Here is a 24609-nt window from a genome sequence, read left to right as displayed (position 1 = left end):
CCCAATCCCTCCGCCCCCAGCCAGCCGGAAGCCCTGGAGGGCGCGCCGGAAGCCCTGGAGTCGGGCGCAGGCCATCCGGACGCACCGGACGGCTCGGACCTGGAGGACGAGGAGCCGGAGGCCTCCAGCGGCGAGTACGAGCTGGACGGCGAGGCCCCGTCGGGCCGCCCGCCCAAGCCGACGCTCCACTGAGAGGCGCGGCGTGCCCAGGCAGGGAAGGTTCTTCCCCTGCCCCCAGCCTTTCAACATCCGCCCCGTAGGATTTACGTCCTCCGGCCACCCTCCAGGGCGGGCTCGTTGCCCAAATGGGCGGATTCACTGGGAACCAGCAACCGTCTGGCGTTGGCAAAGCCCTTGCTATGTCTTTGCTCGCGATGCGGACGACAACGGACATGGCGGCGGAGCGGGGACGGAAGAAGGCCGGGGCGGCCCGGGTCTTCAGCAAGCAGCCGGAGCGCATCGCGGCCCTGTGGCGGCGGATGCGGCTGGCGGCGCACGAGGGCCAGGGCGTTCCCGGCGCCAGCCTGCTGGACGGACTGGTGGAGCCCTTCGTCCGGGAGCTGGGGCTGACACTGGAGGGCGTGGAGTCCAGCCCCTGGAGCCGCACCCGCGCGGTGCTGCGCCTGGCGCCGGAGCGTGGCGCGCGGGCCCTGCACGACGAGTTCGCACTGCTGCGGCGGTGCCTGGTGGACGCCCTGGAGGTCCTGGGCGGTGGGGACACGGAGCGCCAGCGCATCAACCGCGCGATTGACGAGGCCGTGGACAGCGCGGTGGCGCTGCTCCAGCGGATGGCGGACCCGAAGGCGGATGGGCCCCGGGTGCCGTTCGGCGGTCTGGTGGTGGAGTACTTCGAGCGGCCGTCGCACGCGCGCCGGCAGCCCATGGGCCGCCGCGACGAGCGGTCCGCCATGCATTGAGCAGGCTTTCACGGCGCGAGGAAGGCGCCAGGGTTTGGTTGTAACGGTTTGTCGATCCGTCCGGCTTGACACTCCTCAACGAGGAAGGGTCCGGGGGCTGGCGGGAGGGTGCGCTGTCATGGATGGGGGTCCGTGACGCGCCTTGAGGGTGCGTGTTCCTGCTCGGGGGAGCGGTGAGCCGCACACAGGTTCGAACGCTGGAACGCGTGGATGGGGGTCCGCGCGCTCCGCCGGTCGGACGGATCGGCATGTTTTGTCGGAGGGATTGGGGATGGGGCAGCGGGAGGGCGCCTACGGGGGTGGGCGCTCTCCCGCATTTTTTCGTGCTCAGTGCGCGTCAGCCCAGCTCTTTCCCGCGCCCACGTCCACCTTGAGCGGCACCTTCAGCTCGGCGACGGAGGCCATGCTCTTCACGGCCAGGGCCTTCACGGCCTCCACCTCCGCGTCCGGCGCTTCGAAGAGCAGTTCGTCGTGCACCTGGAGGAGCACGCGCGTCTTCAGCTTCTGCTCCCGGAGCGCGGCGTCCACGGCCAGCATGGCCTTCTTCATCAGGTCCGCGGCGGTGCCCTGGATGGGCATGTTGATGGCGGCGCGCTCGGCGGCCTGGGCCACCGCCCGGTTCTTGGAGAGCAGGTCCCCCATCAGGCGGCGGCGGCCGTAGAGCGTCTCCACGTAGCCCACCTTGCGCGCCTTCTCCACGGTGTCCTCCAGGTACTGGCGGATGCCCGCGTACCGGGTGAAGTACCGCTCGATGACGTCGCGCGCGTTCTCCTGGGAGATGCCCAGGCGCGTGGACAGGCCGTGCGCGGACAGACCGTAGGCGATGCCGAAGTTCACCATCTTCGCCACGCGGCGCTGCTCGCGGTCCACGTCCTTGGGGGCCACGCCGAACACCTCCGCCGCCGTGCGGCTGTGGATGTCCTCGTCGTTGCGGAAGGCGTCGATGAGGACCGGGTCCTCCGCGATGTGCGCCAAGAGCCGCAGCTCAATCTGCGAGTAGTCCGCGCTCACCAGCTGGTGCCCCGCTTCCGCCACGAAGGCACGGCGGATTTCACGCCCCAGCTCCGTGCGGACGGGGATGTTCTGCAGGTTCGGGTCGGACGAGGACAGCCGTCCGGTGGCGGTGGCCGCCTGGTGGTACGTGGTGTGGATGCGCCCGTCCTTCGCCACCAGCGTGGGCAGCGTGTCCAGGTAGGTGCTCTTGAGCTTGGACAGGCCCCGGTACTCGATGAGCGCGCGCGCGAGCACGCTGTTGTGCTCCTCCGCCAGCTTCTCCAGCACCTCCTGGTCCGTGGACGGGCCCGTCTTGCCGCGCTTGAGGATGGGCAGCTTCTGCTCCTCGTAGAGCACCTGCGCCAGCTGCGGATTGGAGCCCAGGTTGAAGACGTGGCCCGCGGCCTGGTGGCACTCGGCCTCCTTCGTCTTCACCTCCACGTCCACGCGTTCGGACGTGCGGCCCAGCTCCACCACGTCCAGCTTCACGCCCTCGCGCTCCATCCGCGCGAGCACGGGCAACAGCGGAAGCTCCAGCGTGCGCGCCAGCTCCGACAGGCCTCCCAGCTCCAGCTCCTTCCATAGCTCCGGAGCCATCCTGCGCGCCGCGTCCGCGCGCACCGCGTACGCCGCGGCCACCTCCTCCGGCCCATGGTCCGCCAGCGGCCGCCCCTTCTTGCCCTCCACCGAAGCGGGCAGCGCGGGCAGCTCCGAGCGCAGCCGTTCGCGCGCCAGGTCCGCCAGCGCGTGCTCCCGGCGCGACGGGTTGAGCAGGTAGCTCAAGAGCTCCACGTCGTCCTGCGCGCCCTCCAGCGTCAGCCCTTCATGGGCCAGCACCAGCGTGAGCGCCTTGAGGTCGTGGCCGCCCTTCTTCACCGCCGCGTCCGCGATGACGTCCTTCATCGCCGCGGTGAAGGCCGCCACCGGCACCTGCGTGGCGCCCAGCTGCTGGTGCCGCAGCGGCACGTACCGCGTGGAGCCATCCGGCAGCGCCACGCCCATGCCCACCAGCGGCGCCGCGAAGGGCATGCCCTCGTAGGCGGGCACCAGGGTGAGGGCCCCGGCCGCCTTCGCCGCGTCCGCCAGCGCCTTCAGCTCCTCCTCGGTGGTGACCAGCGTGGTGGTGGTGGCGAGCGGCGCCACGTCCGGACGCGCCGGGGCCTCCTCCGCGGGCAGGTCGCGCAGGAGCGCGAAGAACTCCAGCTCCGTGAACAGGTCCCGCGCACGCGTGGCGTCCGGCGCGCGGCGGACCAGGTCCTCCAGCTTCACGCCCAGGGGCAGCCCGGTGTTGAAGGTGACGAGCTGCTTGGCGCGCGCAAGGCTCTCGCGGTGGGACTCCAGCGCCGCGCGGATCTTCGGCTTCTTCACTTCCTCCACGCGCGCGAGCAGCGTCTCCACGTCGCCGAACTGGTGGAGCAACTCCACCGCCGTCTTGTCGCCCACGCCGGGCACCTTGGCGACGTTGTCCACCGCGTCGCCCACCAGGGCCAGGAAGTCGCGCACCTGCTTGGGCAGGATGCCCATCTTCTCCTGCACGTCCGCGATGCCGATGCGCTTGTTCTTCGCGGGGTCGAAGAGGGTGATGTCCTCGTCGACAATCTGCATGAAGTCCTTGTCGCTGGTGACGACCAGGACCTGGAAGCCCTCCGCCTTCGCCTGCAGCGCCAGCGTGCCGATGACGTCGTCCGCCTCCCAGCCCTCCGCGTCCAGCGAGGCCAGGTTCAGCACGTCCCCCACCTTGCGGATGAGCGGGAACTGGGGCGTCAGGTCCTCCGGCGCCGCCTTGCGGTTCGCCTTGTACGTGGGGTCGATCTTCTGACGCTCCACGCGGCCGGACTTGTCGAACGCGAGCGCCACGTGCGTGGGCTTCAGATCCTGCAGGGCCTTGAGCACCATGCGGGTGAAGCCCAGCACCGCGTTGGTGGGCACCCCCTTGCTCGTCGTGAGCGGGGGGATGGCGTGGTAGGCGCGGAAGATGAAGCCGGAGGCGTCGAAGAGCGCCAGGCGGCGCTCGGAGCGCGGGGGGCTGGTGTCGGCCATCCCCCGTCCCTAGCGCGCCTACCGCTGTCTGTCCACGAAGCCCCGCACCGGAGCGCCGCTCAGCGGCACTTCAGTTCGGCCTTCTTCGCGGCAATCTGTTCGGCGATGCCGTCACCCGGCACGGCGTAGTCCTCCACCGCCTGGAAGTCCGAGCAGCTGCCCACGCTGTTCAACGCGTTCTGCGCCTGCGTGGAGCAGAAGGCCACCACGCGGTTCAGGTTCGTGTTGCCCTTGTAGAAGTCGAAGCCCATCTTCCAGATGCGGCAGCCGCGGCGGCGGTCCTCGCGGTCGGCGAAGTGCTTGCCACGCAGGTAGGCGGAGGCCGCCAGGTCCTGGAACATGTTCTTCCGGTAGAAGGACAGGTGCGACTCCGCCAGCTCCGCCATGATGCGCTTGTCCGTCGCCAGCGCGTCCTTGAACGGCGCCACCGCGCGCTCGGGGTCTTCGTTGGTGATGTTGCTCCCGCCCGTCTTGAAGAGCTGATCCACGTTGGACACGTCGCGGATGAGGTCGTCCGCGAGCTGGTGGTACTGCGCCTGGTCTTCCTTCGAGCGCAGCTTCTGCAGCGTCGCCATGGCCTCGCTGCCACGGCCGGCCCAGTAGTCCATCATCGCCGCCTGGATGAGCTTCGGGGCGTAACGCTTGGCGAACATGGCGCGCACCTCGCTGGCCTGATCCACGCCCAGACCGTCCTCCTGGAGGATGTCGGACACCGGGCACGTCCACGGCTGCGCACCGCGGTCCACCCGCAGGCGGGCCACCAGGAACTTCACGAACATGGTGTCCTTGGGGCGCCACTCGTTCTTGCGCAGACCGCCCTCCAGGCGGAGCGTCTGACCGATGGGCGGCTCCATGTCCTCCTTGCTCTGCTTCTGGCACCACACTTCCATGTACTGCTGGCAGCGCTGGACCGCGGGACCCCACTGCGAGTTGTTCAGGTAGCGATTGCAGTCGAACTTCGCGCGGTCCACGAACTGCTCGGCCGTCTCCTTCGCCTTGGAGCGGGCGCGGCGGAAGTACTCGCTCTCCTTCGGAATCTTGCGGAGGTACTCCAGGGCGTCCTTCTCGCGGTTGAGCTCGATGGACTTCTTCGCGGCCTCGAAGTTGTCGAAGGCCTCCTTCTCCAGCTTGATGCGCCGCACGAGGGTGTTCGCCTCGGCGTTGATGGGATCCATGTCCAGCGCCTGCTCACACGCCTTCTCGGCGCGGCCCCAGTCGGGAGCCCCCGTCTCGTTGGAGGAGTAGGAGCGGCACTCGCTGAGGAACTCCTGCACCTGCTGCGCGGGATCCAGCGGCGCGGCGGGCCCCGTTGGCTGCGTCTTCTGCGGCGCCCCGACGGAGGACTTCACCACCGCCGCCACCGCGAGCAGCGCCACCACGCCGCCCGCGATCACCATCAGCTTGCGCTTCTTGTCCGACTCGGGCGCCGCCCGGCCGCCACGACGGGCCGGCGCCGCGCCCGTGCCGGGACGGCGCGCGGGCGTGTCGGCGGCCTCGTAGGTCATCTCCACCACGCCGAACTGGAGGACGTCCCCGGGCTGCAGGTCGACGAACTCCTCGCCCAGCAACTCGCCGTTGAGCAGGGTGCCGTTCGCGCTGCCCAGGTCGCGCGCGAGCACGCCTGTGCCCTCGCGCTTCACCTCCGCGTGCTTCCGGCTCACGGAGTCGTCATCCAGGACGACCACCGCCGGAGGCGCCCGTCCCACCAGCAACGTGCCGTTGATGGGATAGGACTTGCCCGCCCACGGCCCCGTCATGCCCTTGAGCACCGGACCCGAACCCGCGCCCGCCGCCGCGGCACCCGCGCCCGCGGGCGTGGAGCGAGCGGGCCGCTTCGCCAGCGCGCCTTCGGGCTTCGCGGCCCCGTTCTGCGTGGCCTTGGCGCGGATGCTGGGCATGGCGCGCGTGCCCTTCACGGGCGCGTCCGAGAGCGTCGCGGGATCGCCAGGCGGAGGTGTGGCCGCGCGGCGCCCGCTGGTGCTCCGGGCATTGCCCTTGAGCTTCATCTCGTAGTCGCCCAGCAGCACCTGCGAGGCCGGCGTCAGCGCCGTGGGCCCCGCGATGCGCTCGCCGTCCACGAAGGTGCCGTTCTGGCTGCCTCCGTCCTCGACGTAGACGGTGCCGCCCTCCACGTAGACGCGCGCGTGCTGCCGCGACACGCCGCCTTCCGTGAGGACCAGGTCATTGCCTTGCTGGCGGCCAATCTTCAGCTCGCCCGCGACTTCGTGCTCGTGCTCAGTGCCGTCAGGATGACGGACGACCAGGGTAGGCATGGGCGCGTCAGTCCTCGCGGAAGATGCTCATGTTCACGGGGATGCCCTTGCGCTGGAGCTCGTCGTAGAACTTCGGGACGAAGCCCGACGCGACGTAGCGTCCGCGCACCTTGTGGTCCTCGGTGAAGCCGTCCTGCTTGTAATAGAAGATGTCCTGCAGGGTCACGATGTCGACCTCCATGCCGGACACCTCCGTGATGTAGCAGATCTTGCGAGAACCATCGGAGAAGCGCGTCTGCTGCACGATGAGGTGCACGGCGCTGGCGATCTGCTCGCGGATGGCCTTCACCGGCAGCTCCATGCCGGACATGAGCACCATCGTCTCCAGCCGGGCAATCGCGTCACGCGGCGTGTTCGCATGCAGCGTGGTGAGCGAACCGTCGTGGCCGGTGTTCATGGCCTGGAGCATGTCCAGCGTCTCGCCGGAGCGGCACTCGCCCACGACGATGCGGTCCGGCCGCATGCGCAGGCAGTTCTTCACCAGCTCGCGGATGGTGATGGCGCCCTTGCCTTCCAGGTTGGGCGGGCGGCTCTCCAGCTGCACCCAGTGGTCCTGCGGCAGCTGAAGCTCCGCCGCGTCCTCCACCGTGATGATGCGCTCACCCTCCGGGATGAACGAGCTGATGATGTTCAGCGTCGTCGTCTTCCCGGAGCCCGTGCCGCCGGAGATGACGATGTTGCGCCGGGCCGTCACGCACATCTCCAGGAACTCGGCCATCTGCGCGGTGACGGTCTTGTATTTGATGAGGTCCTGGATCTTCAGCGCATCCTTCTTGAACTTGCGGATGGTGATGCAGGGGCCCTTGAGCGCCAGCGGCGGGATGATGGCGTTCACGCGGCTGCCGTCCTTGAGGCGCGCGTCCACCAGCGGGCTGGATTCGTCGATGCGGCGGCCAATGGGCGCCACGATGCGCTCGATGACGCCGAGCACCGCCTGGTTGGAGGAGAACGTCTTCTCCGACAGGGTCAGCTTGCCCTTGCGCTCGATGTAGATCTGGTTGGCGTGGTTCACCATGATCTCGCTGATCTCTTCCGACGCGAGGAACGCTTCCAGGGGCCCCAGGCCCAGCGCCTCGTTGATGACGTCGGTGAGCAGCTCCTCCCGGTCCACGTCCCCGGGAAGCTCCTGGTCCGCCTCCATCTGGTCGATGATGTCCCGGATGGCCTTCTCGGTGCGGCGCCAGAGCTCCTCGTCCCCGAGCCGGTCCATGTCCATGCGGCGCAGGTCCAGGTACTCGATGAGCCGGTCGTGGATCTCCTTCTGGAGCCGCGAGTAGCGCTCCAGCCGGGGGTCCACCTTGCGCTTGTTCTTCGCCATGGCCGCGGCCATGGACGCGGGCATGCGGCTGGGAGGCGCGGGGGCGGGGGCGGGCGCGGGCGCCTCCTCCTCCTCGTAGGGCTCCTCCTCCTCGTAGGCCTCTTCCTCCTCGTAGGCCTCCTCGCCCTGCTCCTCGTCGTAGCCCTCGTCAGCGGGCTCGTCGGCAAGCGCCTCGACGTTGAGGATGTAGTCGCCGATGGAGACCTGGTCGGTGGGCTTCAGCACCATCGGCCCGGCGATCTTCTTGCCGTTCACGAAGGTGCCGTTCGTGGACTTCATGTCCACGATGATGAAGCGGCCGTCCTTTTCGACGATGCGGGAGTGGGTCTTGGAGACGTTCCCCTTGGCGAGCACGATGTCGTTGCCAGCAATCCGGCCGATCGTGATCTCGTTCTTGGGATACTCCCGCTGCTCCGAACCGCCGCCCTTCTCCGTCAGCGTGATGAGAAACATGGGCCGGGATGCTACCAAGCCCTCCAACGACCTCAAAGACTCCTGCGACGCTCGCCCGCCTGCTGCCCTGAAAAGGACGGGCCGGCACCCTCCCCCCTCTGAAGCAGGGATGGGGCCGGCCCGGATCCGACGTGAGGGCTTTTGAGTGCCGTCAGTCGAAGATGTTGAAGTTCACCTCGGAGCGGGCCTGCTTGTAGCGGGTCTTCACGTCCTCGATGATGCTGCGGACCTTGTCCGAGTCCGGGTTCACGATGCGCGGGGTGACGAAGATCACCAGCTCGCGCTTGGTGGTGTCGAACGCGCGGTTCTTGAACAGCTCGCCCACGATGGGGATGTGACCCAGGCCGGGCAGCTTCGCGACGGCCTTCTGCTCGTCGTGGCTGAACACGCCGGACAGCACGATGGTCTCACCGTGGCGCACGGTCACGTTCGTCTTGACCTTGCGGGTGCGGAAGCCGGGGATGGCGGACGAACCACCGAAGGACACGGACACGGAGGTGTCGATTTCAGAGGCCTCCGCCTCCACTTCCGTCTGGATGTTGCCGTTGCGGTCCGCGGTGGGGCGGATGTTCAGGATGACGCCGTAGGGCTTGTACTCCACCGTGAACTGCGTGTTGGTGATGAGGGGGATGGGGACCTCGCCGCCGGCGAGGAACTCCGCCTTCTCACCGCTGGCGCACACCAGCTTGGGCTGCGCCAGCAGGCGGCCGTAACCGTCGTTGGCCTGGAAGCCGATGGTCAGGTCGGAACCGCCCGTCGCGCTCATGATCAGGCCGGAGACGGCGTCGCCGGACGGGATGAGCGCCTTGTTCAGCGTCGCGGCGGCGGTCAGCGTGCCAGTGATGTCCGTGGGGTACTTGATGCCGTAGCGGTCGCGGCTGTTGCGGCGGATTTCGACGAACTGGACCTCGGAGAGGATCATCCGCTTGATGCCGACGACGAGCAGGTTCTCCACCTTCTCACCGATGGCCTTGGTGATGAGCTCCGCCTTCTGGAGGTCCTGCTGGCTCTCCACGGAGCCCTCCAGGAAGATGGTCGCGCCCACCACGTTGGCCTGCACGTTCTTCAGGCCCGCCTTCTGGAAGGCCGCGTTCAGGTTCTGCGCGACCAGCTTCTTGGCGTTGGGGGCGATCTTCACGAACGACTTCACGTTCGGGTACAGGCTCACCACCTGCTCGATGCGGTCCGCGTCCTGCGTGGTGTAGGCCTGACCGTCCAGGTAGATGCGGTCACCCACCATGCGCACGGACACGCCTTCGATTTCACCCAGCAGGCGCTTGATTTCGGAGATGACCTCGTTGGGGTCCTGCTTGCGGACCGTCACCAGGTAGCTGATGCGCTGACCGGAGGACTTCCAGACGAGCAGCGTCGTCTTGCCTTCGGCGTTACCGGTGACGAGCAGCTGGCCGGTGCCGAGCGTCTTCACCTCGGCGATGGACGGGTCACCCAGCGCGACGCGGCTGAGGCCGGGAATGGTGAGCACCTTCTGGGTACCCACACCCAGGCTGACGGAGCTTCCCTCCTGGGCCAGGGCGGGGGCACTGGCCACCAGGGTGACGAGGGCGCTGAGCGCCAGGGCTTGCGTGAAGCGAGTGGACATCGTGTGAATCCCCTTCTTGCGTGCGCGCGCCCGGCCTGACGGCGCGCTATCCCAGATGTTGTTGCTGCCACCACATGGCCCAGAAAGTCCCGACCGCGATGGAGACGCCGTAGGGGATGTGTCGCACGGGAGCGGTCGAGGTTTCCTCGCGCATCCATTTCATCCGCACCGCCCAGCGACGGGCCACCGCCGCCAGCGTGTCCCAGACGGCCCCCTGCCACAGCAGCGTGACGATGGCCTGCAGCGCGCCCGTGAGCGAGATGAAGGCCGCCGCGGCGAGCACCGTGGGAAAGCCCAGCACGCAGCCCACGCCCGCCATCAGCTTGACGTCACCCCACCCCATGCGCCCGCGCAGCGCACCCGGCACCAGCAGCAGCGCGAGTCCCGCGCCCGCCAGTAGCCCGCTCACCACCCCCGCCTCCAGCCCGCCCACCCCTTCGGACACACCTCGCACCCCGAGCCCCAATACGATGAGCGGATAGGTCACGGCGTTCGGGATGAGCCGGCGCAGCACGTCGGTCACCACCGCAATCACCAGGGCCACTCCCAGAATCGTCCAAAGCGCGAGCTGAGCAGGTGTCATTCGGCACCTGCTCCCATGGGGAGCAGGTGACCCCCATCAAACAATGGAGGCCCCAAGCCCGTCAATTCCTGAACAAGGCCATCGCACCGTGGGGCCCCGCGTCATGCCGGCTTCAGTGGATGACGAGGCGGATCTTCTCGCTGCAGATGAAGTACTCGTCCCCGTCTTCAACCTTGCGGCGCTTGATGCGCTGCTTGTTGAACCAGGTCCCGTTCGAGGAGCCGAGGTCCTCGATGTAGAAGTCGCCGCCGTCGCGGGCGATGACGGCGTGCTCGCGCGACACCTTGCCGGAGTTGATGACGAAGTCGCAGTGCTTGCCGCGGCCGATGACGTACCGGTCCTTGACGATCTTCTCCTCTTCGCCGGACTCCAGGACGAGGTAGAGCGCGGCGCCCTCCTCCTCGTCCGGCTCCTCCATCGGCTCTTCTTCGGCCTCCTCGGGAGGCTCGTCCTGCATGTCGTCGAGCGGCGGCTCCTCCTGCTCCGGCAGGGGATCCTCCTCGTCCTCGATCATGTCGTCCGCGGAGGGCGGGGGCGGCTCGTTCTTGCCCTTGATGAGCCGCTCCAACTCGGCGGCCGTCTCCAGGACACGTTCGGCGACCTCGCGGCGCACCGGATCATTGTCCAGCCCGTTGGAGGACGGACGCTCCTCCACGTTGCGCGCGGCGGCGCGTGCGGGCGGCGGCGCGGGGGCCAGCACCGGCGGAGCGCCCTTGGCGGCGGCAGGAGGCGGCGCGGCGGCAGGACGCGCGGCCGGGGCGGGCGTGGCGGCCGGCACCGCCGCCACGACAGGCTCGCCCTTCGTCCTCACGTCAATGAAGCCGTTGAGGCGCGCGAACATGAACAACGCCTGGTTGATGAGCGCGTCGCGATCCGACCCCATCTGCTGGGCCATCTCTTCGTACGTCTCCCACAGGTGCTCGGCGATGCCGACCTTGCGTGCGGGACGGGAGTTCTGATCGATCATCGGTCTTGGCTCGGGAAATGCTGGACGTGGGGGACGATAGCAGAGCCGGTCGGGCGCGCCCAGTTACTGGAACGCCCGGAGATACGTGAGGTTGTCCAGGTTGTCGGTGATTGACTCCAGGGCCACCTGGAGCACGCCGTCCGCGGAGGGGTACGCGACGTAGGCGAGGCTGGCCCCCGCCACGTCCGTGGCCACCACGGAAGCAGGCAGGGTGTAGACCGCCAGACCGCTCGACTGGCTGGTGTCCACGCCGAAGACGTAGCGGCGGAAGCGCGGCAGCAGCGTCACCACGTACCTGTCACCCGCCGCCAGCCGGCTCCCCGCGCCGATGGTCGGCGTCATCGTGAGCGTCAACGGCGCGGGCACGTAGGTGGTGGGCGACTTGGGCGGCTCCAGGCCCAGGTCGAAGCCGTCCGGGTGATAGTAGTAGTCCAGGAAGGTGGAGACCGTGTACGTCTCGTTGACGTTCAGCCGCTGCAGATACGTGTCGCTGCTCTCCACGCCTGCATAGAGCACGAAGGGCTTCACGTTCGGGCCCGCGCGCACGGTGAACAACGGATACGACGCACAGGGCTCCGCCGCGGCGGCGACCGCGGGGTCGGACAGGTCCGGGAAGAGCCGCGTGAGGCCATTGCCCTGATCCTCCAGGCGCAGGATGGGGATGACCGCCGCGCAGGCGCCCGCGTTGTTCGCCAGGATGATGGAGTCGCCGACACTCACGCCGCGGGCCGTCGCCAGGGTCGTCTCGACGAGGAGCGGAGGATCCTCCTGGGTCAGGTCGCGTGAGAGGCCGACCAGTCCGGGCAGCACGCCCTGGAAGACGAAGCGGTACGTCCCGTTGGGCACCGAGCCGTTGCAGAGAAACGCGGTGACGTTGGTCGAATCCGTCGCCTGGGGGCAGCCGGGCTGTACCACGGTGATGCCCTGGAACTGGTCCGTGCGCGCCAGCTCGTTGTTGTCACGCAGCTCCGCGGCCACCGACGAGTTCAGCGGCGTGTTGCTGGAGTTGCGGTCCAGGTTGAACGGGCGCCGCTCGTCCGCGCGGAACAGGGTGATCCGCCCGTCGGACGACGGCATGATGCCCAGGAGCGGGATGGCGGTGAGGTAGGCCACGCTGTCCGCCAGGATTTCGCGAACCTCCAGGCCCGTGCGCAGCGTGAGGCCCGTGGGCAGGCCCGCGGACGGCCGCAGCGTCAGCATGGCCGCTCCGGTGATGTCGCGGGCGAGCACCGGCGTCGGGGACGGCTCCTCCACCGGCTTCGGCCCGTTGTCGAGCGCGATGACGCCCTCGCAGTCAGACGAGTTGCACGTCAGCTCATCCAGCACCACGAACACGAAGCGGCCCGCGGGCCAGGACTCGACGCATGTCGTCGTCCCGTCTTCCGCGGTCTTCACGTCCGTGCCCGGCGGGCAGCTCCCATCCTCGAGCTTGGGCTTCGGCACGCCGTAGCTGGGGTGCGTGGCCACGAGCCGCGCCGGGATGTCCACCAGGTCCGCGTAGTTGGGCACCGCGTAGGGCGCCGGACGCGGCCGCTTGTAGGGAATCTCCACGGAGGCCCCGTCCGCGACGACGCGCACGAGCCGGCTGGTGCCGGACACGTTGCGGATGGCGACCACCAGCGAGTCCACCCGGTCGGCCCGCGCGGGCAGCGTGACCATGGACATCACCGTGTCCGCCGGCTTGAGGCAGAAGACGGGCAGCGCGGGAGGCAGCGTGGCCGCGTCGAAGCCCTCCGGGCCGGGCAGGTCCTGGCGCATCACCACCCCGCCGCCAAAGGGTCCGCAGAGCTGCTCGGCGGCCGCCGGGCGCGTCTGGAGCGCGTAGTACAGGACGCTCGGGGCGCCCTCCGCCACCGGGGCGTGCGCGGCGAAGGCGGTGATGAGCTGGCCGGTCGCCAGGCGCGTCACCTCGTTGAGGCGCGCGCGGTCCGCGGCCACCACGGAGATGCCGCGGCCGCCGGAGCTGCGCGCGTAGATGTACGGGCCGGAAACGTCCTCGCCCTTGTCGTTGTAGCCCACGTCGCGGGTGAGCGAGTCGGGCCGCGCGATGACGGGGATGGCCAGGGGCTCCAGCGGGTTGGGCGCGGGGATGAACTCACGCGGCGTGCGCGTCAGGTCCAGCACGCGCAGCTCATCCCGGTCCTGGGAGGTGACGAAGACGAGCTGGTTGGAGAGCACCACGTCGTACGTGCCGGACAGACCGGCGGCGCCCGCGGTGGAGGTGGTGTCGGAGCAGGCGAGCGCGAGGCTCGCGCCGCTCAGCAACAGGGCAGCAAGAAAGCCGCGCTTCAAGGTCAGTTCTCCTGGCACACGCTGGTGCCCTGGTTCGGATCGCGCTGCTGCTGGATGCCCAGCTTCGCCACCACCCGCGCGTCCTGGGGACGCGACAGGTCGGGGATGTCCACGATGGCCACCTGGCTGTCTCCGAAGTTGGTCACGAACAGCCGCGCCGCGTTCGTCCCGGCGGGGTTGTCCACCGTCAGCCCGAAGGCCTGTGACGGGTTGCTGGTCTGGTTGAGGCTGTTGACGAGCGGCACCTGCGCCACGACCTGCCCGAGCGCCTCGTCGTAGAGGGACAACGCGCTGTCGCCGGTGCTCGTCACCGCGATGATGTGGGTGTCCGCGTTGGACGTGCCCGGCGTCCGCGAGATGATCTGCATGTCGCTCACGCCGTCGGGCATGGGCACCGCGGAGACCACCCGGAAGAAGGGCTGGGTGGCGGCGGTGCCCGGCACCGCGTCGTATTCGAAGTCGAGGGTGAGCAGCGTGTCCGGGCCGCGCGCCAGCATGTACAGCCGCTCGCGCACGAAGTTCGGACGCGCCGCCAGCTCCGCCGGCGTCACCGGACGGGGTACCACGCGCGCCGCGCGCGCCTCGCGGATGCGGTACTCCGACTGCAGCGAGGGCTCCAGGATGGTGCCGGGGTCGTTCTTGTCCACCAGCCGCAGCACGTAGTTGCCGGCCACGGTGCCGCTGATGCCGGCCACGAAGTTGCGGCCCGTCACGTAGAGGTAGCCCGCGCCCACCGTCACCGAATCCGAGCCGCCGTAGAGGTAGCCCTCGGGAGACAGCGAGATGAAGCCCAGCGAGTCCCGCGTGGGGTTGTCCAGCTTCAGCGTGGCCAGGTAGCTCTCGAAGTTGGTGCTGGACTTGGCGGGCGAGTCCGCCGCCTCCGAGTGCGTCACATACAGGTTGCCGCTCGCCTCATCCACCGTCACGCCGATGGGCGACGGAGCGCGGGGCAGGCCTGGCCGGCCCTCGTCACTGAGGGACGACGGGATGTCCTCGGTGAGCGACAGCGCGCCGTTGCGGCAGTCCACGCCGCCCTGCACGCAGGTGAGCACCGGAGCGCCGTTGGCCTCCAGGCTCACGTCCACCGCGTTCAGGTTGTTGCCCTCCGCACGCGAGGGCACGAACAGGCGTGGCAGACCCGTGGCCGGGTTCACCCACATGGCCAGCTCACCCGCGAAGCTGCGGATCTGCACGAGCGACTCGTCCGCGGAGGACAGGTCCTCGAAGGCGAGCGAGGCGTCCGGGGGCACGCTGCCCAGGTGGGGCACCATGACGGTCTGCCCGTCCACCTGCGTGCTCAGCGTGTCCAGGTTCAGTGCCACCACCGAACCGGAGTCGTAGCAGTTGTCGAAGTTGGCGTTCGCGACGAACAGATAGCCGTTGCTCGCGGATGGCCCGCCCGCCGCTGGAGGGCGCCAGAACGCCACCCCGCTGGGGTAGACAAAGCGGGTGGACGGAGGCGGGTTCGGTTCGGATTCAATCGAACACGCACCGAGGAGCAGCAGCGCGGGGGTCAGGAAGTAGAGGCGCATCAGAGGGGGGCGGAGTGTAGGAACGCGGCCCTGCGCCGGGCAACTGAATAGGGGGGCCACTATTCCCGGTCGCCTTCCCGCCGACATCCGCCCCCGTCCGGAAGGCGTGCGCCGCCCCCCTGGTGGGGGAACGGGCACGCTCCGGCGGTGAAGCGGCGGCCAGGCTCAGGCAGTGGCGGTCTCGGCCTGGATCTTGGAAAAGTCCGCCACCTGGTTGAACAGGGCGCCAATCTCCGTGAGGAACCGGATGCGGTTCTCCCGCAGGTCCTTGTCCTCGGCCATCACCATCACCTTGTCGAAGAAGGTGTCCACGGCGGGCTTCAGGCCGGTGATCTCCTTGAGCGCGCTGGCGAAGTCGTCCGCGCGCACGAGCGCGCCCACCTTGTCGCGCGCCTGGGTGAAGGCGGTGTGGAGGTTCTTCTCCGGCTCATCCGTGAAGCGCTGCGGGTTGGTCTGCCCGCCGGCCACGTCCTTGCCCTGCTTCTCCACGATGTTGACCACGCGCTTGAACGCCGCCGCAAGCGGCTGGAAGTCCGAGTGGCCCACGAGCACGCTCAGGGCCTCCAGGCGCTTCTTCGCCGCGACGAGGTCATCGAAGCCCACGGCCAGCACCGCCTCCACGACGTCGGTGCGGTGCTGCTCGCCCCACAGCGCCTTGAGGCGGCCGCGGAAGAACTCCAGCACCTGCTCGCGCGGGGCTGCTTCCCCTGGCTTGCGCTTCACGTTGGCCAGCTTGGGGGCCAGCAGGCGCAGCGCCTCGTCCACCGCGGCGGAGAGGCTGAAGCGGTAGCCGCGCCCCAGCACGATGCGGATGATGGACAGGCACGCGCGGCGCAGCGCGAACGGATCCGCCGCGCCCGACGGAGCCTTGCCAATGGCGAAGATGCCGCACAGCGAGTCCAGGCGGTCCGCCAGGCCGATGAGCGCGCCCGCGTCCTGGGACGGCAGCGCGTCCTCGGCGCCGCGGGGCAGGTAGTGCTCGAAGATGGCCAGCGCCACCGCGTCGGGCTCGCCGCCTGCTCTGGCGTACTCGCGGCCCATCACGCCCTGGAGCTCCGGGAACTCGCCCACCATGCCGGTGACGAGGTCCGCCTTGGACAGCGTGGCGGCGCGCTCCACCGTGGCCACCGCCCCTGCCCTGCCCGTGGCCTGGGCCAGCCAGCCCGCCAGCGAGCGGAAGCGCTCCACCTTCTCCAGGTACGTGCCCAGCTGGCCCTGCCACACCACACGGCCCAGCTTCTCCACGCGGTCGGCCAGCGGCGTGCGGCGGTCCTCGTCGAAGAAGAAGCGCCCGTCCGCGAGCCGCGCGCGCAGCACGCGTTCGTAGCCACGCAGGGACAGCTGCGCGTCGCGCACCGGCGTGTTGGACACGGCGATGAAGCGCGGCAGCAGCTTCCGCTGCCCGTCCAACAGAGAGAAGTAGCGCTGGTGGCTCTTCATCTCCTGCACCAGCACCTCCGACGGCAGGTCCAGGTGGCGCGCGTCGAAGCTGCCCACCACGGGGCTCGGCAGCTCCACCAGGTTCGTCACCTGGTCCACCAGGCCCTCGTCCTCCATGAGCTGCCCGCCTGCCGCCGTCGCCGCGGCGTGCAGCTTCTCCACGAGCGACGCGCGGCGCTTGCCGATGTCCGCCAGCACGTGCGCCTTCTCCAGCGCGGACTCGTAGTCCGCGGGCGCCTTCAGCGTGATGGGACCCGGCGCGAGGAAGCGGTGGCCGTAGGTCGCCCGTCCGCTCTTCACGTCGCCGAGCACCACCGCCAGCTCCATGTCGCCCAACAGCGCTACCAGCCACTGCACCGGGCGCGCGAAGGACGTGTCCACGTCACCCCAGCGCATGGACTTCTTGAAGTTGATGCCGTGCACCGCGGAGTTCAGCGCATCCTGGAGGATGGCGTCCGCTGGGCGTCCCTTCTCTTCCACGCGCGCGGACACGTACTCGCCCTTGGCCGTCGTCGTGCGGCCGAGCGCGTCCACGGACAGCTTGAGCCCTTCGGCGAACTTCTCCGCCGCCTTGGTGGGCTTGCCCTGCGCGTCGAAGGCGGCCTTGGCACTGGGCCCCAGGACTTCCTTCGTCACGTCCTCGCCCGAGTCCGCCACGTCGCGAACGAGGACGGCCAGCCGGCGCGGCGTTCCGAAGGTGCGCACATCACCGTGCTTCAAGCGCGCGTCGGCCATGCGCTCGGTGAGCACGCGTTTCAGGTCCTCCAGCGCGGGCACGATGAACGACGCCGGGATCTCCTCGGCACCGATTTCCAGGAGCAGGTCACGAGCCACGGGCCACCTCCGTCTTCTCCTTCTTCTCCACGGGCTTGTTGAGCTGCACCGTCTTCCAGTAGTCGCTGGCGGGCTTGCCCTCCAACACCGGCGGCTGTTCGCCCACCGTCCACGGCGTCTTCGTCAGCGGGAAGCCCAGCCGCTCGCGCATCTGCAGGTAGCCCTCCGCGCACAGGCGCGCGTTGTCACGCACGCGCTTGATGAAGCTGGCGCGCTCGGTGACGGAGATGGAGCCACGCGCATCCAGCAGGTTGAACGTGTGCGAGCACTTGAGCGCGAAGTCGTAGGCGGGCAGCGGCAGGTGGTGCTCGATGAGCCGCTTGCACTCCTTCTCGTACGCGTCGAACAGCGTGAAGAGCATCTGCGGGTCGGACTCGTGGAGGGCGTACTTGCTCATCTCCACCTCGTTCGCGTGGAAGATCTCGCGGTACTTCACGCCCTTGACCCACTCGATGTCGAAGACGCTCTCCACGTTCTGGAGATACCTGGCCAGGCGTTCCAGCCCGTACGTCAGCTCCGCGGCCACGGGGCGGCACTCGAAGCCGCCGCACTGCTGGAAGTAGGTGAACTGCGTCACCTCCTCGCCGTCGCACCACACCTCCCATCCCAGGCCCCAGGCGCCCAGCGTGGGCGACTCCCAGTCGTCCTCGACGAAGCGGATGTCGTGCTCCAGCGGGTCCAGGCCGATCTTCCGCAGCGACTCCAGGTACAGCTCCTGGACGTTCTTGGGCGCGGGCTTGAGGATGACCTGGAACTGGTGGTGCTGGAACAGGCGGTTCGGGTTCTCACCGAAGCGGCCGTCGGCGGGGCGCCGCGAGGGCTGCACGTAGGCGACGTTCCACGGCTCGGGACCGAGCGCGCGCAGGAACGTGTAGGGGGCCATCGTGCCCGCGCCGACTTCCGTGTCGTACGACTGGGTGACGATGCATCCCTTGTCGGCCCAGTGCTTCTGGAGCGTGAGGATGAGGTCCTGGAAATACATGTTGGCGAGTCCTTCTCGCAGTGCGTCGAAGGCGAAAGCGGAACGCGGCGGACCCTAGTGAGGGGGTCCAGGAGCGTCAAGGACGGCGGTCAGTCCGAATAGGCCGGGAGGTCGGCCAGTCGAATCTGCAGCTTCGTCACTTCGCCGGGGCGGATGGGAGCGGACAACAGCTTGCTCGTACCGCCGGGGTCCTGAGGGTCCACCACGCGCAAACGGTACGTCCCGATGGGCAGGGGGAATTTGATCAGCGGGGACGTGCCCAGCTGCGTGGCACCGTCGAACACCGCCGCGTTCTTCGGCACCGTGTAGAGCGTCAGCCAGCCCAGGCCCGCCTTCGCCGCGCCCTTCGAGGTGGTCGTGTCGAGCACCTCCGGGTTCTCCACCTGCGTGACGGTGGTGACGGGTTCCGGGGGCCGCTCCGAGGGCTCGGGCTTCGCGGGGCGCGGCTCCGCCTTCGCCACCGCGGGCGCTTCCGTCGTGCCGGCCGGCTTCGTCTTGCGTCCCCCCTTGCCGGCGGGGGCCTTCTTCGTGTCGGCGGGCGTCGCGTCCACCACCGGTTCGGGCGCGGGTGGCGGATCCACCACCGGCTCGGGCTCGGGGGTGGTCTTCTGGACGAAGCCCGGCGGAGGACCGGAGGGCTTCGGCGGCCACTGTCCGTTCGCGGCGGGGTCCACGGGTGGAGGCGGATCCATCTCCGCCTTCACCCACTGCTTCGCGGAGTCGAACGCCGGCATGAACATGCGGCGCACGGGTTCGAGCGTCGCCAGCCCGACCACGCCGCCCAGGAGGAGGAGCAGGAACAGCCGCATGCCCCAGCCGGAGCCCTCGCGAGCGGGCGGGGCCACGGGGGGCGCTTCAACGGACTCCTCTTCCTCCACCTGACGTGAGGGCCGCGTGGTGCCGCGCACCGGACGGGCCTTGAAGCGCTGGGTCTGGAGTTCGCTGGGCGGATCCATCAGCCCGTCGGACTCGGCCGCGTCGCGGGCCTCGGTGGGCTCGGGGCGCGCGCTGGGACGGGCCCGCGGGGGCCGCACGGCGTCAGCGGGAGGACGGATGACCCGGGGAACGGGCGTCCCATCCGAGCCAGAGGGCCGCTGCGCTCGCGGCGTCACGGTGGGAGTGTTGACGCGAGACGCGCGGGCCTCCACGGCCTCATTGGTGGGCCGAGGGGTCGCGCGGGGCGCGGGCGCCGCGGACTCGGTCGCGGGGCGGCGGACGGGCGTGGGCTTGAAGGACGCCGCGACGTCCGCGGCTGGAGCCTCCGCGTGCGGCGACTGCACCTGCGCGGTGGCCGCGGCGGAGGCCTGTTCACTGCCCTCCTCCACCTGGAGCGCACCGGCGGCCTCGCTGACGCGGGCATCCTCGGCGCGGCTGGCCAGCTCCAGGAGCGTGCGCGTCTTCTGGCGCTTCTCTTCGAAGAGCTCGCCCATGACGGCGGTCATCTGGTCTTCGTCGAACAGCTCGGCGCCCAGCGTGGCCTCGATGGCGCGCCCCATCTCCCGGCAGGTGCCGAAGCGCTGGGTGGCATCGCGAGACAGCGCCTTGAGCACCACTGCTTCCAGGGCCTCCGGCACGGCCGCGTTGAGCGAGCGCGGCGCGGGAATGTCCCCGTCCACGATCTGCATCATCACGGCGGCTTCACCGGGCGCGTTGAACAAGCGCTGTCCTGCCAGCAGCTCATGGAGCATCACGCCCGTGGAGAACTGGTCGCTGCGGCCATCCAGGTCCTTGTTGCGAACCTGCTCCGGGGACATGTACCCGCTGGTCCCCTTCACGGTGCCCACCTGCGTGCGGCCCAGCTTGCCGCGCGCCTTGGCGATGCCGAAGTCGATCACCTTCACGACGCCGTCGTAGGTGAGCATCACGTTCTTCGGGGACACGTCGCGGTGAACCACGGCCACGGGGCGGCCGGACGGATCCATGAAGTGGTGGGCGTAGTGCAGGCCCAGGCACGTGTCGCGAATCACGCGCGCGCTGAAGCCCAGCGGCAGCGCGTACTTGCGCCGCTCCGCCATCTTCACCACCTGCTCCAGGTTCTGGCCGGGCAGGAACTCCATGGCGAGGTACAGCTCGCCGTCCTCCTCACCCAGGTCGAACACCTGTCCGATGTTCGCGTGCGAGAAGGCCGCGGTGATGCGCGCCTCGTCGAGGAACATCTTGACGAACTGGTCGTCCTTCTTGATGTCGGGGAGGATCTGCTTCACCGCCACGAACTTGCGGAAGCCACCGGGGCCGGACGTGTACGCGAGGAACAGCTCCGCCATCCCGCCCATCGAGAGGCGGGTGAGGATCTCGTACTTTCCGATGCGCCGCCCCCGGTCGGGATCGTCTCCGGCGACTCCCTGCGTGCTCATGGCGGGGCGGATGTTACCCGCCATGCCCTCCCAGGTCGATGACCGTCTTTACAGACGGCCCCCACCCCATCCTTCGGAGCCCGGTGAAAGCGGATTAGGCGCCGAACCGCCGTCGCCGCGCCTCGAGCATCCAGCCTTCGAGCGCGGCCACGGCCGACGATTGTGGCTCCAGAGGCAACACGGAGGCCGCATCCGCCTCGTCGAGCACCGCGAAGGCGCGCGTCACCGCCTGCTGCCACTGCTCGCTGAGCGCGTCGGTCAGCTCGATGCGCTCACCGCTCCGCTTGCGCTCCACCAGAGTGCGGGCTTCACCAAAGCCATACGGTTCCAGCAGGACGGTGACGTCCGTCTCCACTTCGCCCGTGCGCAGCGCATGCGTTCCGGTGAGCGTGGTGCGCAGCACGTACAGCAACTTCTTCACGGAGCGGAATCCGCTCTTCTCCCACTCGCGGAACTGCCCCTGCGCGAAGCCGCGGTAGTGCCGGTGGATGCGCCGCGACAGCACGGCCCGCACCAGGGGCCGCAGCGCCTCCAGCTCCGGCAGGGCCCGCACGGTGATGGCACCCAGCACGCGCTCGATGTAGTTGCCGTTGCCCTGGAGGATGCCCAGCAGCACGGGCTGCAGCTCGTTGGACGAGTAGTCCACCTCCACGCCCTCCAGCACCTCCAGCCGCTCCGCCGGCACGTGCCGGGGCTGGAGGCCGAGGAGCGCGGCGGTGGGCGCGATGTGGATGGCCTTGAGGTCCAGGTCGCTGTCATGCGACGGGAAACCGTACGCATGCGCGCCAGACAGCGAGATGACCAGGTGCTCGCGCAGGAGGGACTCCGCGTCCAGCACGCGGTCCGCCATGCGCTCCTGATGTTCCGTCACCCTGCCCTTCATTCCGTCCCTCCTTCCAGCGCCGGAGCCTCCGGCGCGTCACGGCCCAGCGGTCCAGGCGTCTTCAAGACCCAGCGCCGAGCCACCTCATCCCCCACGCGACGCAGCAACTGGTCCGCGCGGGCGTAGTCCGGATGCTCCGGCAGCTGGCTCTCGCGGTGCGCGGCCTCCAACGCCGGAGCCATCGCCTCGGCGTCGCGCAGCACGTCCTCCAGGGGCACCTGTCCTCCCTTGATGTCGAGCAGCCGCGCCTTCATCGCCCCCGTCGCCTCGAACGTGGGAACACCGTCGCGCAGCCAGCCCGTCGCCAGCGCCACCAGCCGCAGCAGGTTGTACGCGTTCTTCGGCCGCAGCTCCCGAGCGGACGGAGGACGCTGGCCCCCGCCGCGCGCGTACGCCGTGAGCGCCGCGAAGTCGTTCGACGTAAGCAGCCCCTGGTCCCAGAGCGAGCGGTAGAGCTGCTTGACGTAAGTCTTCGCGGCGAGCACCGCGTCCTCGGGCGTGGGCGAGGCACGGGGAGACACGGCGGCCAGGCGACGGGCCACCTCGTCCAGGTCCGGCGTGGGCTCCTCGCACAGCCACGCGAGGAGCAGGTCGCGGTGCTCGGCCAGCCGCTGGCTGCGAGTGAGCTTGTCGAGCTGGCTCATGGCGTAGCGTCCGAAGCTGCCGAAGACGGCCTTGGAGACGAACGCCTCGCGCGCCTCCAGCACCCACGTGCCCAGTTCGTCCACCGCCGTCGCGCCAGGGACGAAGAGGGTCTCCAGCGTGTTCGGATCCGCGCGCAGCGCCTGCTCCACCGTCTTGCGGACCTCCCAGTACGTGGTGCTGCCATCCGCGCTCACCAGGTCCCGCGGCGGCTGCCCCAGGCCCAGCGTCCACGGAAGCGGCAGCGCGAACACACCGCGCACGTCCACGTCGGAGCGCTCATCCGCGAGCCCCCAGGCGTGACTGCCCACGCGCGTCTCCAGCACCACGCATGGTCGCAGCGCGCTCCAGGCCGCCTCGCGCCGCTGGGCGAACTGCACCTGTCCCGTGCGCCGGGGCACCAGTTCGTCGCGCGCGAACCACACCTCGCCCACGCCGACGATCTGCACGTCGAAGCCGCCGTCATGCGCGCGCACCACGCGGCCCACCACACCCTGCGGGATGCGGCGTCCCCCGGACGCCACGCGCTCCACGCGAGTCGTGACCTCGGTGCCATGCGGCAGGGGCACCGACAGCCGGTCGATCTGCTCCAGTCCCCGGACGCGAGCCGGGGCGGAGGAAGAAGTCTCACGGGTGTCACTCATCGGTCCCTCCTGGATGGGATGGTGGGCCACGCAGGACGCAGCGAAGCACGCGAGCCTGACCCGGAACGGCGCTTCCCGTCAGCGCGCGATGCGTCTCACTGCGGGTAGAGCGGGCAGAAGCCCCTCCACTTCGGATGCAAGGGGGAGCGCCGCCACCGCTCCCAGCTTCGTCACCACCCGGGCCCCCACGCCCGCCGCGAAGGTCATCAGCGCGACCAGTTCCTCACGTGTCGCGCCCTCCAGCGACCGCGCGTCGCCGTACCAACGCGCCAGGCCGCTCAACATGGCGGACACGAAGCCATCCCCCGCGCCTGTCGTGTCCACCACCGTCACCTGGGGCGCGGGAACGGAGAGGACCTCGCCCCGCCAGAGGAACACCGCGCCACGAGGGCCCAGCGTCACCACGGGAAGCCGCACGCCCCGCGCGGCCAGGACGTGCAGGGCCGCCTCGGGCGAGTGCTCGCCGGTCGCGAAGTGGATCTCCTCCTCGGACAGCTTCACCACCGTGCACAAAGGCAGCATGCGTCCCAGGAGCGCCTGCAGCTCCTCGGGCTGAGTCCACATGTGAAGCCGCAGGTTCGGATCACAGCTCACCAGCATCCCGGCCTCACGGGCCAGGGTGAGCATGCGGACCATGGCCTCGCGTGCCTCCGGTAGGAGCAGGGAGTTGGAGCCGCAGTGCAGCACCTTCGCGCGTCGCACGAAGTCGCCGTCCACGTCGGAGTCGTCCAGCAGGAACTCCGCGGACCGCGTCCGGAAGTACGTGAAGCTGCGCTCGCCATGCGCGTCCAGCGAGACGAACAACAGGCCCGTGCGAGCGTGGTCCACCTGTCGCAGGCGGCTCACGTCCACGCCGTCCGCCGCCAACCGGTCGCGAAGGAAGTGGCCGAACTCGTCGGAGCCCACCACGCCCACCATCGCCGAGCGCAGGCCCAACCGCGCGAGCCCCACGGAGACGTTGGCAGGGGAACCTCCCGGCGATGGCTTCCAGGCCTCCACGTCCCGCACGCGTGTGGCGCCGCCAGCCACGGGAAGGAAGTCCACCAGCGTTTCGCCGACACACACCACGTCCAGCGGCCCGGCTTCGTGCATGACAGCTCCCCCTGGGGACCGCGTGCTGCCCGTGTCAGTCCAGGCCCACCTGCGCCATGAAGTCCACGCTCTTGAGCTTGCGGCCCACGTGGTGCGCGATGAAGACGTTGAGCAGGCCACGAGCCCGCGCGCGGAGGTCCGCGGGCAGCGGCGTACGTTGCCCCTCCTGGAGCGAGCGCAGGCCGGCCAGCAGCGCCACCGGCACCGGCACCGAATCACGCGCACGTCCGCCACACGGCTCGCACACCGCGCCACCGTGGCCCTGGTCGAACCGGGGCCGCTCGCCGGGCTGACCACCACACAGCGAGCAGGAGTCGAACCGGGGCATCAACCCCGCCTGCGCCAGCGCGGCCAGCTCGAACGCGAGCAACGACGTGGGCCCGGCCTCCTTCGCGTCCAGCCGGTGCATGTAGCCCTCCACCAGCTCGAACAGCTCCGGGTGCGGTTCGTGTTCGCGCGTGAGCTCGCGGCACAGCTCCACCGCGTACAGCGCCCGGGCGATGAGCGACAGGTCCTCGCGCGCGGCGTAGAAGCCCGCGACGATGTCCGCCGAATCGATGCGCACCGTGCTGCCGCGCGTCTCAACCAACTGCACGCGCAGCCGCATGAACGGCTCCAGCGCTCCCGCGAACCGGCGCTTGCTCTTGCGCGCGCCCGCGGCGAACGCGGTCAGCTTGCCGTGCTCGCGCGTGAGCAGCGTCACCAGCCGGTCGGACTCACCGTAGTCCACCGTGGACAGCACGAACGCATCGTCGGCGTAGCGCTCCATG

At 69.5% G+C, this 24609-nt stretch carries 16 protein-coding genes and 1 pseudogene; 2 read left to right on the top strand and 15 right to left on the bottom strand.

Annotated elements, in window-relative coordinates:
* A pseudogene (locus tag D7X99_RS31290) lies at positions 1-192 on the top strand (hypothetical protein); the annotation flags it as partial.
* Between the two features lie 182 nt (positions 193-374).
* Positions 375-917, top strand: a complete 543-nt coding sequence (locus tag D7X99_RS31285; protein ID WP_169850173.1) for a hypothetical protein — start codon at positions 375-377, stop codon at positions 915-917.
* A 327-nt stretch (positions 918-1244) separates the two neighbouring features.
* Here D7X99_RS31285 and polA read toward each other — a convergent pair whose 3' ends face one another.
* The 15 genes from polA to recO all read right to left on the bottom strand — a co-directional run bounded on the left by polA (position 1245) and on the right by recO (position 24608).
* Positions 1245-3950: a DNA polymerase I gene (polA, locus tag D7X99_RS31280; RefSeq protein ID WP_121780959.1), complete on the bottom strand. Its 2706-nt coding sequence runs from the start codon at positions 3948-3950 to the stop codon at positions 1245-1247.
* A 59-nt stretch (positions 3951-4009) separates the two neighbouring features.
* The gene (locus D7X99_RS31275; protein ID WP_121780958.1) at positions 4010-6223 is read right to left on the bottom strand and encodes an FHA domain-containing protein; all 2214 of its coding nucleotides are present in this window, start codon (positions 6221-6223) and stop codon (positions 4010-4012) included.
* A gap of 7 nt (positions 6224-6230) precedes the next feature.
* A complete protein-coding gene (locus tag D7X99_RS31270) occupies positions 6231-7994 on the bottom strand; it encodes an ATPase, T2SS/T4P/T4SS family (protein WP_121780957.1) in 1764 nt (587 codons plus the stop codon).
* Positions 7995-8145: 151 nt separating this feature from the next.
* Positions 8146-9594, bottom strand: a complete 1449-nt coding sequence (locus tag D7X99_RS31265; protein ID WP_121780956.1) for a type II and III secretion system protein family protein — start codon at positions 9592-9594, stop codon at positions 8146-8148.
* A 46-nt stretch (positions 9595-9640) separates the two neighbouring features.
* Entirely contained in the window at positions 9641-10177 is a 537-nt protein-coding gene (locus tag D7X99_RS31260; RefSeq protein WP_121780955.1) for a prepilin peptidase, read from the bottom strand.
* Between the two features lie 112 nt (positions 10178-10289).
* On the bottom strand, positions 10290-11144 hold the full coding sequence (locus D7X99_RS31255) for an FHA domain-containing protein (protein ID WP_120577879.1): 855 nt from the start codon (positions 11142-11144) through the stop codon (positions 10290-10292).
* A 63-nt stretch (positions 11145-11207) separates the two neighbouring features.
* Positions 11208-13436 (bottom strand): hypothetical protein, encoded by a 2229-nt coding sequence (locus tag D7X99_RS31250; protein WP_147476309.1) that lies wholly within the window; start codon positions 13434-13436, stop codon positions 11208-11210.
* Between the two features lie 2 nt (positions 13437-13438).
* A complete protein-coding gene (locus D7X99_RS31245; RefSeq protein WP_121780953.1) occupies positions 13439-14968 on the bottom strand; it encodes a hypothetical protein in 1530 nt (509 codons plus the stop codon).
* A 165-nt stretch (positions 14969-15133) separates the two neighbouring features.
* Entirely contained in the window at positions 15134-17242 is a 2109-nt protein-coding gene (gene glyS, locus D7X99_RS31240; RefSeq protein WP_121780952.1) for a glycine--tRNA ligase subunit beta, read from the bottom strand.
* Positions 17232-18224 (bottom strand): glycine--tRNA ligase subunit alpha, encoded by a 993-nt coding sequence (gene glyQ, locus D7X99_RS31235; protein WP_121780951.1) that lies wholly within the window; start codon positions 18222-18224, stop codon positions 17232-17234. The genes glyS and glyQ overlap by 11 nt, the downstream gene beginning before the upstream one ends.
* 89 nt (positions 18225-18313) lie before the next feature.
* Positions 18314-20578: a serine/threonine-protein kinase gene (locus D7X99_RS31230; RefSeq protein WP_121780950.1), complete on the bottom strand. Its 2265-nt coding sequence runs from the start codon at positions 20576-20578 to the stop codon at positions 18314-18316.
* Positions 20579-20672: 94 nt separating this feature from the next.
* Positions 20673-21461: a nucleotidyltransferase domain-containing protein gene (locus tag D7X99_RS31225; protein ID WP_169831262.1), complete on the bottom strand. Its 789-nt coding sequence runs from the start codon at positions 21459-21461 to the stop codon at positions 20673-20675.
* Entirely contained in the window at positions 21458-22747 is a 1290-nt protein-coding gene (locus D7X99_RS31220; protein ID WP_121780949.1) for a nucleotidyltransferase domain-containing protein, read from the bottom strand. Before D7X99_RS31220 ends, D7X99_RS31225 begins: the two co-directional genes overlap by 4 nt.
* A 78-nt stretch (positions 22748-22825) precedes the next feature.
* On the bottom strand, positions 22826-23839 hold the full coding sequence (locus D7X99_RS31215) for a carbohydrate kinase (protein WP_121780948.1): 1014 nt from the start codon (positions 23837-23839) through the stop codon (positions 22826-22828).
* Between the two features lie 34 nt (positions 23840-23873).
* Positions 23874-24608 carry a DNA repair protein RecO gene (recO, locus tag D7X99_RS31210; protein ID WP_121760279.1) on the bottom strand — a complete coding sequence of 245 codons (735 nt, stop codon included), beginning with the start codon at positions 24606-24608 and terminating at the stop codon, positions 23874-23876.
* Position 24609: the final 1 nt, after the last annotated feature.

Source organism: Corallococcus sp. AB032C, assembly GCF_003668935.1.
GTDB classification, from domain to species: Bacteria; Myxococcota; Myxococcia; order Myxococcales; family Myxococcaceae; genus Corallococcus; species Corallococcus exiguus.
This window is presented reverse-complemented; position numbering and strand designations above follow the sequence as displayed.